Here is a 10813-nt window from a genome sequence, read left to right on the forward strand (position 1 = left end):
CGGGCCGTGGCTCCGGCGGCCGGGCCGGCGGCGGCCGGTTCGCGCTGGTCATCGGGGACGTCCAGGGCCATGACGTACGGGCGGCCGGGCTGATGGGCCAGCTCCGGGTGGCCCTGCGCGCGTACGCCTCCGAGGGCCACCGGCCCGACGCCGTACTCTCCCGTGCCTCCCGCTTCCTCGCCGGGCTCCAGCACTATCCGGGACCGGGCCGGAGCGCCGCGGGTGCGCCCGCGGAGCCCAGCGAGGACGAGCACTCGCTCAGCAGCCCGCGCTTCGCGACCTGTCTCTATCTGGAGGTCGATCCGGAGTCCGGCACGCTCGACATCGCCCGCGCCGGCCATCCCGATCCGGTGATCCGTACGTCCGACGGGACGGCGGTCGTACTGCAGACGGCGGGCGGGCTGCCGCTCGGGATCGAGGCGGACTCCGACTATCCGACGACCAGGCTCGATCTGGAGCCCGGCGAGACGCTGATGCTCTGTACGGACGGGCTGATCGAGACCGGCGGACACGATCTCGCGACCGGCTGGGCGCGGCTGCGGCCCGTCCTGGAGGAGGACGGCGGCGAATCGCTGGAGAAGCTCGCCGACGCGCTGGTCCAGGCCGTACACGGGCCCACCTCGCACTACACGACCGGGCCGCTCGCGGACCGCCGCGAGGACGACATCGCGCTGCTGCTGCTCTCCCGCGACCGGGCGCCGACCCGTGGTGTGCACAGGACGACACGGCGGACCGCGCTGACCGTCGCGCAGGCCGAGCCGGAGCGGGTCGCGGGCGCGCGCCGGCAGGTGCGCGATCTGCTGCACGACTGGGCGTCCGGCGAACAGATCGACTCCGCGGAGCTGATGGTCTCCGAGATGCTCACCAATGTGCTGGTCCACACGGACAACGACGCGCTGCTGCTCGCCGAGGCGATCGGCGAGCAGGGCAACCGCCGGCTGCGCGTCGAGGTCGCGGACACCAGCGACGAACTGCCGCACCGCAGACGGCCGGGCGAGCTGGCGTCCAGCGGGCGGGGGCTGGTGCTGATGGAGATGCTGGCGGACGCGTGGGGCGTGGATCCGCGCGGCGAGGGCAAGTCGATCTGGTTCGAGCTGTACGAGTGCGGGAACGAGAGCCCGGACGGGGTGTCCGAAACGCCTCTATGAGGCGGGGCCGTAACGGGTGCGCAGCTCGGAGAACACGCCGAACACCGCGGCCGTCAGCGGTACGGCCAGCAGTATGCCCAGAATCCCGGCGACGCTGGCGCCCGCCGTAATGGCCAGTATCACCACGGCCGGATGCATCTGGACCGTACGGCTCTGAATCATCGGCTGGAGCACATGGCCCTCCAGCACCTGTACGGCGAGGACCACGCCGAGCGCCCAGAGCCCGGTCACCCAGCCACGGTCCGCGAGGGCGACCAGCACGGCGACGGTGCCGGAGAGGAAAGCGCCGAGATACGGGATGTACGCGCCGACGAAGACCAGCGCGCCCAGCCCGACGGCGCCGGGCACACCGAGGAACAGCAGGCCGATGGTGATACAGACCGCGTCGATGAGGGCGATGACGGTGGTGCCGCGCATGAAGCCCTCGACGGCCTCGAACGCGCGGCGCGCCATGGCCTCGACGGCCTCGCCGGTCTCGCTCGGGGCGAACGACCGCAGGGAGTCGGCCACCTTGTGGGAGTCCCGGAGGAAAAAGAACATCAGCAGCAGTGCGAGCACGGCGGTGGCGATCAGCTCACCGACAACGCTGATACCGGTGAGCACGCCGGAGGCGGCGGTGGCGCCGAACTTCCCGAGCAGGGACTTGGCGTGGCCCGCCACATCGTCCAGCGAGGTGCCGGCCGCGCCGAAGTGCCTGCTGAGATCCTTCCCGGCCTGCTTGAGCGAGGAGACGATCTGGTCGCCGCTGTCCACCAGCGCGCTGACGACGATATATCCGGCTCCGCCGACCACGGCCACGACGGCGACACAGGTCAGCCCGGCGGCGAGCGACCGGTTGAGCCGCATCGCGAGCAGCCGCCGGTAGAACGGGCCGAGCAGCGCGGTGCCGAGGACGGCGAGCAGTACGGGCGTGACGGCGGTCTTGAAGGTGATGGTCAGCCAGATCCCCACGGCCCCGACCCCGGACACCACCAGCGCCACCGCACACCAGGCGGCGAGGCGTCGGGCGCTCTCCGGGAGGACGGACGGCGAAAACATCTCCACCCCTCCACCCGACCACGCCCCACCCACCCTGTCCCCCGGACCTACTCCACCCGGCCCAGGCACTGCCCGCCCGACCGCCCGGCCCCGGGCATGCCTCCGCCGTGCGGCGTGGCGTTGCCGCACGGCGGAGGGAGGTGCCGGGGACGAGATCCCCGGGGTGAGGGTTACGCGTGCGCTGCCGTCAGGCCGCCGGGACCGTTCCCAGGCGGCCGGCCTGGAAGTCTTCGAAGGCCTGCTGGAGCTCCGCGTGGCTGTTCATCACGAACGGGCCGTAGTGCGCCATCGGCTCGCGGATGGGACGGCCGCCGAGCAGTACGACCTCCAAGTCGGGCGTGTTCGAGTCCTGGGACTCGTCGGCCCGTACCGTCAGTGAGCCGCCCGCGCCGAAGACCGCCGTCTGGCCCATGTGGAACGGCCGCCGGTCGGTGCCCGCCGAGCCGCGGCCCGCCAGCACATACGCGAGACCGTTGAACTCCTCCCGCCACGGCAGCGTCACCTCCGCGCCCGGCCGCAGCGTCGCGTGGATCATCGTGATCGGCGTGTGCGTGATGCCGGGCCCCTGGTGTCCGTCCAGCTCACCCGCGATCACCCGGAGCAGCGCGCCGCCGTCGGGCGAGGTCAGGAGCTGGACCTGACCGCCGCGGATGTCCTGGTACCTGGGGTCCATCATCTTGTCGGACGCCGGCAGGTTCACCCAGAGCTGGAGCCCGTGGAAGAGCCCGCCGGACATCACCAGCGACTCCGGCGGAGCCTCGATGTGCAGCAGCCCCGAGCCCGCCGTCATCCACTGCGTGTCACCGTTCTGGATGGTTCCGCCGCCACCGTTGCTGTCCTGGTGGATGAAGGTTCCGTCGATCAGATACGTGACGGTCTCGAAGCCACGGTGCGGGTGCCACGGCGTGCCCTTGGGCTCGCCCGGCGCGTAATCCACCTCACCCATCTGGTCCATCATGATGAACGGGTCGAGGTGCTGGTAGTTGATCCCCGCGAACGCGCGCCGCACCGGGAAGCCCTCGCCCTCGAAACCGCTGGGCGCGGTCGTGACGGCGAGTACGGGACGGGCCACGGCGTCGGCCGGAGCCGCCACCCGGGGCAGGGTCAGCGGGTTTTCGACGGTCACAGCGGGCATGAGGGCCTCCTCGGTTTGTCCTGCCTCAATTTAGTTGAACGGTGAACATCACGCAAGGCTCACTTCATTCCCGCCCGGCCCGCGCACACGACTGAGGCCCGTACCGGATCGGTACGGGCCTCAGCCTCAGCAAGCCTCAGGAAAAGCGGCGATCAGCCGCCGCGCGCGATCAGCCGTACATACGGCGCATCGCGAAGTCCACCATCTGCTCGACCGCCTTCGCGTCGAACACCATCCGGTGGTCGCCCTCCATGTCGAGCACGAACCCGTACCCCGTCGGCAGCAGATCGATCACCTCCGCACCCGTGATCACGAAGTACTTCGACTCCTTGCCCGCGTACCGCCGCAGCTCCTTGAGCGTGCTGAACATCGGGATCACCGGCTGCTGCGTGTTGTGCAGCGCCAGAAAGCCGGGATTGTCGCCGCGCGGGCAGTACACCTTCGACGTCGCGAAGATCTGCTGGAAGTCCTCGGCCGACAGCGACCCGGTGGTGAACGCGCGCACCGCGTCACCGAGCGACGGAGGCGACGGTTCCGGATACAGCGGCTGTTCGCCGTATCCGCCGACGCCCGCGCCGGCACCGCCCATCTGCTGATGCTGCTGCGGTGGCGGCTGCTGCGGCGGGTGCACGTACTGCTGCTGAGCGCCCGGAGTCTGGTCGTAGCCGTACATGACCGCAAGAGTACTGAGGAATACCGTCCCGGGAAGCCCCGTCGACCTCGTCACAGAAACCGGATCGGGGTTGCATCTTATTACCGATGGGTAGCATCATCGGAGCTACTTACCGGTACCCGCGCCTACTGGTCTTTTCCTCACCTACGGAACCTACGGAGTCGTCGCCATGGGGCACTACAAGTCGAATCTCCGCGACATCGAGTTCAACCTCTTCGAGGTGCTCGGGCGCGACAAGCTGTACGGCACGGGACCGTTCGCGGACATGGACGTGGAGACGGCCAGGAGCATCCTCGAAGAGGTCGTACGCCTCGCGGAGAACGATCTCGCGGAGTCGTTCGCGCAGGGCGACCGCACGCCTCCGGTCTTCGATCCGGAGACCAACACGGCTCCGGTGCCCGCGGCCTTCCGCAAGAGCTACCAGGCCTATATGGACTCCGAGTACTGGCGCCTCGGCCTGCCCGAGGAGATCGGCGGCACCACCTCGCCGCGCTCCCTGATCTGGGCCTACGCGGAGCTGCTCCTCGGCGCCAACCCGGCCGTGTGGATGTACGCGTCGGGCCCGGCCTTCGCCGGCGTCCTCTTCGAGGAGGGCAACGAGGCGCAGAAGAAGGTCGCCGCGATCGCCGTGGAGAGGCAGTGGGGCTCCACCATGGTCCTCACCGAGCCGGACGCGGGCTCGGACGTGGGCGCGGGCCGTACGAAGGCCGTCCAGCAGGAGGACGGAAGCTGGCACATCGAGGGCGTGAAGCGCTTCATCACCTCCGGTGAGCACGACATGTCGGAGAACATCCTCCATTACGTCCTCGCCCGTCCCGAGGGCGCGGGCCCGGGCACCAAGGGCCTGTCGCTCTTCCTCGTACCGAAGTACGAGTTCGACCAGGAGACCGGCGAGCTGGGCGAGCGCAACGGCGTCTACGCCACGAACGTCGAGCACAAGATGGGCCTCAAGGTCTCCAACACCTGCGAGCTGACCTTCGGCGACCGCCATCCGGCCAAGGGCTGGCTGATCGGTGACAAGCACGAGGGCATCCGCCAGATGTTCCGCATCATCGAGTTCGCCCGGATGATGGTCGGCACGAAGGCCATCGCCACGCTCTCCACCGGCTATCTGAACGCGCTGGAGTACGCCAAGGAACGTGTCCAGGGCCCGGATCTGGCCCAGTTCACGGACAAGGCCGCGCCCAAGGTCACCATCACGCACCACCCCGATGTACGGCGCTCGCTGATGACGCAGAAGGCGTACGCCGAGGGCATGCGCGCCCTCGTCATGTACACCGCCTCCGTCCAGGACGAGATCGCCGTCAAGGAGGCCGAGGGCGAGAACGCGAAGGCGCTGCACGGGCTCAACGATCTGCTGCTGCCGATCGTGAAGGGATACGGCTCGGAGCGCTCGTACGAACAGCTCGCGCAGGCCCTCCAGATCTTCGGCGGCTCGGGATATCTCCAGGAGTACCCGGTCGAGCAGTACATCCGGGACGCCAAGATCGACACGCTGTACGAGGGCACGACGGCGATCCAGGGCCAGGACTTCTTCTTCCGGAAGATCGTCCGGGACCAGGGCCAGGCGCTGAACTCGCTGGCCGAGGAGATCAAGCAGTTCCTCGCCGTCGGCACCGGCGGTACGGAGCTGGCGCCTGCCCGCGACGCGCTCGCGAAGGCCGCGGCCGATCTGGAGGCGATCGTCGGCCGGATGCTGACGGACCTCACCGCCACCGGCGAGGACGTCAAGAACATCTACAAGGTCGGGCTCAACACGACGCGGCTGCTGATGGCTTCGGGCGATGTGGTCGTCGGCTATCTGCTGCTGCGCGGCGCGGCGGTGGCGGCAGAGAAGCTGGAGACGGCCGCGACGAAGGATGTGGCGTTCTACCAGGGCAAGATAGCGGCGGCGAAGTTCTTCGCGACGAATGTCCTGCCGGACGTCTCGACGCAGCGCGCGCTGGCCGAGTCGGTGGACGACTCCCTGATGGACCTGGACGAGGCGGCGTTCTAGGGTCCGGGTGGGCCGTCGGCGGGCATGCGTATGGGGCACCTCCTCCGTAAGGAGGTGCCCCATTTCCGTGCCGGGCGGCACCGGCGTCCGCGCCACGGGACCCCGCGCGGGGACGGCGCTTGGGGGCGTGCGGGGGCGCATGGCGGCGCATGGCGGCGCGGGGTGGCGCTCTTTCGACCGCCTCTCGACCGTCCTTCGACCTCCGTCGGCCTTTCGTCCGTGCCTGTTCTCCCTATGTGCGGAGCTTGTCCCGCCCCGGCGGACGCCGTTGCAGCCGGTGACGGGTCCGGTGTCCTGGGCCGTCGTTATGGTGAACCCCATGAGCACTTCCGCCCGCTTCGACCGCGGCCACACCGACGACCTGATGTCCTTCCTCGCGGCCAGCCCGTCGCCGTACCACGCGGTGGCCAACGCCGCGGAGCGCCTGGAGAAGGCCGGCTTCCGGCAGGTGCTGGAGACGGACGCCTGGGACGGGTCGGCAGGCGGGCGGTTCGTGCTCCGGGGCGGCGCGATCGTCGCCTGGTTCGTACCGGAAGGTGCCGCGCCGCACACTCCCTTCCGGATCGTCGGCGCCCATACGGACTCGCCCAATCTGCGGGTGAAACCGCTGCCGGACACCGGTTCGTACGGCTGGCGGCAGATCGCCGTCGAGATCTACGGCGGGACGCTGCTCAACACCTGGCTGGACCGGGATCTGGGACTCGCGGGCCGGCTCACCCTGCGGGACGGCTCGCACCGGCTGGTCAGTCTCGACCGCCCGCTGCTGCGCGTACCGCAGCTCGCGCCGCACCTCGACCGCTCGGTCAACACCGACGGTCTCAAGCTGGACCGACAGCGGCACATGCAGCCGATCTGGGGCCTCGGCGAGCCGGAGGAGGGCGAGCTGATCCGCTTCGTGGCCGACGAGGCCGGGCTCGACGCCGAGGACATCACCGGCTGGGACCTGATGCTGCACGCCATAGAGCCGCCCGCCTATCTCGGGCGCGACCGCGATCTGATGGCCGGGCCCCGGATGGACAATCTGCTGTCGGTGCACGCGGGCACGGCTGCGCTGGCGGCCGTCGCCACCGGCTCCGGGACCGGAACAGGCTCAGGCGGCACGGCCGGGGACGGTGCCGGTGCCGACGGCTCCGGGACGCCGTCGCTCCCGTACATCCCCGTCCTCGCCGCCTTCGACCACGAGGAGAACGGTTCACAGTCGGACACCGGCGCCGACGGCCCGCTGCTCGGCACGGTGCTGGAGCGCTCGGTGCTCGCCCGCGGCGGTACGTACGAGGACAGGGCGCGGGCCTTCGCCGGCACGATCTGTCTGTCGTCGGACACCGGCCACGCCGTACACCCCAACTACGCCGAGCGCCACGACCCGACGCACCAGCCGCGCGCGAACGGAGGCCCGATCCTCAAGGTCAACGTCAATATGCGGTACGCGACGGACGGCAGCGGCCGGGGCGTGTTCGCCGCGGCCTGCGAGAAGGCGGGCGTGCCCTGGCAGACGTTCGTATCCAACAACTCGATGCCCTGCGGTACGACGATCGGCCCGATCACCGCGGCCCGGCATGGAATCCAGACCGTCGACATCGGCGTGGCGATCCTGTCCATGCACAGCGCGCGCGAGCTGTGCGGCGCGGACGACCCGTATCTGCTGGCGAACGCGCTGGTGGCGTTCCTGGAGGGCTGACGGGGCCTCCGCCTCCGACCGATGCCCGGCTACGCGTCGAGCCCGGCGAGTACGAGACCCAGACGGGACGTTCCCGACTCCGTGACACGGACGGGAACACCCCAGTCCTGCTGATGGACATGGCAGGCCGGGTACTCGTTGGCGGGATCGTCGTCGCAGGAGGCCGCCATCGCGGAGACATGCAGCACGCCCTCCGTGACACCGTCAGCGCCGTCGACGACATCGGCCAGCACCAGCTCACGGCTGAGCTCCGTACCCGTACCGCCGCCGTCCACCAGCAGTTCGGGCGGCGTGGCGGAGACCAGCAGCCGCGTCGAGGGACCGTAGCGGGTGTCGAGCTTCTGACCGCTCGGCGCCGTGAAGACCACCTCCAGCCGGAGCGCGCCCGGCGCGACATCGGTGGCGGCGCGCTGGGTGCGATGGGCGACGGCCTCGACGCGCACCGCCTCGTCGGGCAGCCGCAGCCGGGTCAGCCGGTGCCGGGCGGACTCGACCACGACGATGTCCTCGCCGACGAGCACCGCGTCGCTGGGCTCGCGCAGATCCGTCGCCAGCGTGGTCACCTCGCCGGTCGATGGGTCGTAACGGCGCAGGGCGTGGTTGTACGTGTCCGAGACAGCGACGGAGCCGTCGGGCAGCGCGGTGACACCCAGCGGGTGCTGGAGCAGGGCCTGTCCGGCGGCGCCGTCGCGGTGGCCGAAGTCGAAGAGCCCGGTACCGACGGCCGTACGAATGACAAACCCGGCACCGGCACCGGAACCGCCGCCATCACTGTCACCGCCGCCATCACCGTCCCGCTCGACACAGCGCAGGGCGCTGGTCTCCGAGTCGGCGATCCACAGCCGGTCCTCGGTCGCCGCGAGCCCCGAGGGCTGGGCGAACCACGCCTCGGCGGCCGGCCCGTCCACCAGCCCTTCGTTGGTGGTGCCGGCCGCGACCTCGACGGTCCCGGTGGCCGGGTCGTACGTCCAGAGCTGGTGGACGCCGGCCATCGCGATCCACACCCGTCCGGCCCACCAGGCGACGTCCCACGGCGAGGAGAGATCCACCTCCAGGGCGGGCCCGGCGGTCGGTGAGCCCTGCCACCACTGCCTGCCGGTCCCGGCGACGGTCTCGATCGCGCCGTCGGCCGGATCGTAGGTGCGCAGCGCGTGGTTCACGGTGTCCGCGACGATCACCTTGCCGTCGGGCAGCAGGGCGAGTCCCTGCGGTTCGCTGAACGAGTCCGGCCCGAAGCCGCGCTCGCCGCTGCCGATCCGCCGTACGACCGTCTCGCCGTCCGGCGCCAGCTCGACCAGCTGATGGCGGGTCGAGTCGGAGACGAGAAGGTTCCCGCCGGGCAGCACCAGCGCCTTCCCGGGAAACCGCAGATCGGTCGCGACCGGCTCCGGCGGAACGTACGGCCCGTCGCCGCGCCTGAGCGTGCCTTTCGCGGTGTGCTCGGCCTCCAACTCCTCGACCAGCCGCTCAATGGCATGCGCATGCCCTTCACCCGCGTGCTGGGCGACGACATACCCTTCCGGATCGATGACCACCAGCGTGGGCCAGGCCCGTACGGCGTACTGCTTCCAGGTCGCCAGTTCAGGATCGTCCAGCACCGGATGATGCACCTGATACCGCTCGACGGCGTCGACCACGGCCTGATGCTCGGCCTCGTGCACAAACTTCGGCGAGTGCACACCGATGATCACCACGGTGTCCCGGTGCTTCTCCTCCAGCTCCCGCAGTTCGTCCAGCACATGCAGACAGTTGATGCAGCAGAAGGTCCAGAAATCCAGAATGACGATGCGTCCCCGCAGGTCGGCAAGGGTGTACGAGGTATCGCCCGTATTCAGCCAGCCGCCTTTCCCGACCAGCTCGGGAGCACGGACACGAACACGGCGCGACGAGGACGCGGGAGCGGGCGCCGAGGCGGGAGCGGGCACGGAGACGGGCGCGGGGACGGCATCGTTCATGGAACAAGGGTGCCATCCGGCTATGAACGCCGTATCACGGCCTTACGAAGGGCCGCCGCGCCCGGCCGAAGGGCCACCGTGCCCGGCCCGAGAGCATTTCCTACTCGTTTGATAAAATCTGGCCATGACTGAGAAGGCATACAGCATCGGCGAGGGACCGGCGACCCGCGTCAGCCTTTCCCTGCCCGAGGGAACCGCCGAGGCGATCCGCGCGCGGGTCGGCAAGCGGGAGTTCTCCGCGTTCATCACCACCGCCGTGGAGCGTGAGCTGCGCGGGCAGATCCTGGACGAATATCTGGCCGACTACGAGCGCCGCAAGGGGCCGGTCTCCGAGGCCGCGCAGGGGCGGGCACGTCAGGTCTTCGACGAGGTGTTCGCCGAGGAGGAGCAGTGGCCCGCCGCAAGTTGAGCCACGAGGGAACACTCGTCCTGGACAGCGAAGGTCTGTCCAGGCTGCTGAGCGACGACGAGTCAACCGTCGCGCTGGTCGCCGAAGCGCGGAAACGGGGCATGGAGACCGTGATCTGCGCGCTCACCGTCATCGAGGCGGTGCACGCCCGCACGGACAAGGCCCGGCTGGGCCGGGTCCTTTCCGGTCTTCGAGTCGTCGCCGTGGGAGAGGACGAGGCGAAAGCCGCCACGGAGCTGCTGATGGAGGGCGGGCTGCACGGCCACAAGTACGCCATCGACGCGGCTGTGGCCGTGACCGCGCTGAGGCAGCATCGTCCCGTGGTCATACTGACGTCCGACGTCGATGACATGACCAAGCTGTGCGGCGAACAGGTCAGAATCGTCGCCGTGTGAACCGCTGTGTCGAACCGGCCGGCCGAGGGAAACCGAAGGAAACCGAGGGAAGGCCGTCGAAGTCCAAGGCCGCCGAGTCCAAGACCGCCGGGTCCCCGTCAGGCGCGGAGGTGGGGTGGTGGGGTCAGGCCCAGGCGGCGGTCCTTCAGGGCCGGGAACTGGGCGCGGGTTGTGGTGACACGGGTCAGGTCGAGGTCGGCCGTCAGGTTCTCCTCGTCCGGGCCCGCCTCCGCCAGTACCTCGCCCCAGGGATCCACGACGATGCTGTGGCCCGACTGCTCCACGCCCGCGTGGGTTCCGGCGGTGGCGCAGGCCAGGACGTACGACTGGTTCTCCACCGCGCGCGCCTGCGCCAGCAGCGTCCAGTGCGCGCGGCGCCGCGCCGG

The 10813-nt window shown here is 70.0% G+C and carries 10 protein-coding genes; 5 read left to right on the top strand and 5 right to left on the bottom strand.

Translation table 11 applies throughout. From position 1 onward, the window contains the following. Positions 1–1148 (top strand): ATP-binding SpoIIE family protein phosphatase (locus GA0115259_RS33160; protein ID WP_161230530.1); only part of this gene is annotated, 1148 nt, incomplete at its 5' end. Here GA0115259_RS33160 and GA0115259_RS33165 read toward each other — a convergent pair. From GA0115259_RS33165 to GA0115259_RS33175, 3 genes are all read right to left on the bottom strand, one after another. After that, positions 1143–2186, bottom strand: a complete 1044-nt coding sequence (locus GA0115259_RS33165; protein ID WP_093603809.1) for an AI-2E family transporter — start codon at positions 2184–2186, stop codon at positions 1143–1145. The genes GA0115259_RS33160 and GA0115259_RS33165 overlap by 6 nt on opposite strands. A 187-nt stretch (positions 2187–2373) precedes the next feature. Beyond that, on the bottom strand, positions 2374–3321 hold the full coding sequence (locus GA0115259_RS33170) for a pirin family protein (protein WP_093603811.1): 948 nt from the start codon (positions 3319–3321) through the stop codon (positions 2374–2376). 169 nt (positions 3322–3490) lie between these two features. Then, positions 3491–3994 (bottom strand): SseB family protein, encoded by a 504-nt coding sequence (locus tag GA0115259_RS33175; RefSeq protein ID WP_093603813.1) that lies wholly within the window; start codon positions 3992–3994, stop codon positions 3491–3493. Between the two features lie 169 nt (positions 3995–4163). On the opposite strand from GA0115259_RS33175, the gene GA0115259_RS33180 reads away from it, so the two are divergent. Beyond that, a complete protein-coding gene (locus tag GA0115259_RS33180) occupies positions 4164–5990 on the top strand; it encodes an acyl-CoA dehydrogenase (protein WP_093603815.1) in 1827 nt (608 codons plus the stop codon). Between the two features lie 319 nt (positions 5991–6309). Further along, a complete protein-coding gene (locus tag GA0115259_RS33185) occupies positions 6310–7668 on the top strand; it encodes a M18 family aminopeptidase (protein WP_093603817.1) in 1359 nt (452 codons plus the stop codon). Positions 7669–7697: 29 nt separating this feature from the next. On the opposite strand, the gene GA0115259_RS33190 is transcribed toward GA0115259_RS33185, so the two are convergent. Then, positions 7698–9623: an NHL domain-containing thioredoxin family protein gene (locus GA0115259_RS33190; RefSeq protein ID WP_093603819.1), complete on the bottom strand. Its 1926-nt coding sequence runs from the start codon at positions 9621–9623 to the stop codon at positions 7698–7700. 124 nt (positions 9624–9747) lie between these two features. On the opposite strand from GA0115259_RS33190, the gene GA0115259_RS33195 reads away from it, so the two are divergent. After that, the gene (locus tag GA0115259_RS33195) at positions 9748–10032 is read left to right on the top strand and encodes a hypothetical protein (RefSeq protein WP_093603821.1); all 285 of its coding nucleotides are present in this window, start codon (positions 9748–9750) and stop codon (positions 10030–10032) included. After that, on the top strand, positions 10014–10427 hold the full coding sequence (locus GA0115259_RS33200) for a DNA-binding protein (RefSeq protein ID WP_093603823.1): 414 nt from the start codon (positions 10014–10016) through the stop codon (positions 10425–10427). Before GA0115259_RS33195 ends, GA0115259_RS33200 begins: the two co-directional genes overlap by 19 nt. Positions 10428–10525: 98 nt before the next feature. Here the strand turns inward: GA0115259_RS33200 and GA0115259_RS33205 are convergent. Next, a partial coding sequence (locus GA0115259_RS33205) for a nitrilase-related carbon-nitrogen hydrolase (RefSeq protein ID WP_275940664.1) occupies positions 10526–10813 on the bottom strand: 288 nt, incomplete at its 5' end.

Origin of the sequence: Streptomyces sp. MnatMP-M17 (assembly GCF_900091995.1) — a bacterium.
In the GTDB taxonomy this organism is placed as follows: domain Bacteria; phylum Actinomycetota; class Actinomycetes; order Streptomycetales; family Streptomycetaceae; genus Streptomyces.